We start from the raw sequence: 315 nt of genomic DNA on the forward strand, positions 1-315 counted from the left end.
TCGCCGAACAGCCCGAGCTGCCGCTCGCCCGCATCCCGCCGGCCACGCCGGCCCAGCAAGACGCGCTCGCCGCCTGGAACCGCACCGACGCCCCGCTGCCCGCCGCCACCCTGACCCAGTTGCTGGAACGCCAGGCGGAACTCAGCCCCGACGCCGAGGCGCTGCGCTTCGACGAGGCCGCCCTTAGCTACCGCCAGCTGCACCAGCGCGCCAACCGCCTCGCCCGCCGCCTGCGCGCCGACGGCGTCGGCCCCGAGACTCTGGTCGCCGTCGCGCTGCCCCGCTCCATCGATCTGGTCGTGGCCCTGCTCGCCG

At 76.5% G+C, this 315-nt stretch carries 1 protein-coding gene; it reads left to right on the plus strand.

The window, feature by feature from the left end; translation table 11 throughout:
• Window positions 1-315: AMP-binding protein (locus ACODRW_RS24410; RefSeq protein ID WP_488906940.1), on the plus strand; the 315-nt coding region annotated here is incomplete at both ends.

The sequence above is a fragment of the Chromobacterium sp. FG89 genome (genome assembly GCF_057808735.1).